This window comes from Nguyenibacter vanlangensis (assembly GCF_013376155.1).
GTDB lineage: Bacteria > Pseudomonadota > Alphaproteobacteria > Acetobacterales > Acetobacteraceae > Gluconacetobacter > Gluconacetobacter vanlangensis.
The window spans coordinates 1-535 of the sequence record NZ_JABXXP010001266.1; the positions used below are offsets into that span (position 1 = coordinate 1).

Here is a 535-nt window from a genome sequence, read left to right on the forward strand (position 1 = left end):
CGGAGGCGCGTACCGGGGCCAGCCACCTGCCCTCGCCCGCGTTGCGGGCCGCCCTGGCCAGCCCGTTCGATTATCGCCAGCAGAGCCGCGCCTTTATCGTGACCGACGTGGCGCATGACGATATCGGGTCGCTGGCCGGGGCCTATCGGACCCTGTTCCTGGCGGCCGGCGGCGGGGCGCTGGGGTTGTTCACGGCGATTTCGCGGCTGCGCGCGGTGCATCAGCGCCTGTCGCAACCACTGGAGGATGCGGGGCTGCCGCTCTATGCCCAGCATGTCGACGGCATGGACAACGCGACCCTGGTCGACATCTTCCGCTCGGAATCCAATTCCTGCCTGCTGGGCACGGATGCGATGCGTGACGGGGTGGACGTGCCGGGCCGGTCGCTGCGGCTGGTCGTCTTCGAACGGGTGCCCTGGCCGCGGCCGGATATCCTGCATCGCGAACGGCGCACCCATCTGTCCGGCGGGGCGCCGGGCGAATATGACGACCGGATCGCGCGGCTGCGCCTGCGGCAGGCTTTCGGGCGGCTGAT

1 protein-coding gene is annotated in these 535 nt (G+C 70.5%); it reads left to right on the plus strand.

What is annotated here, in order from left to right; translation table 11 throughout:
- The coding region (locus HUK84_RS22515) for a helicase C-terminal domain-containing protein (RefSeq protein ID WP_281362901.1) at positions 1-535 on the plus strand (535 nt) is incomplete at both ends.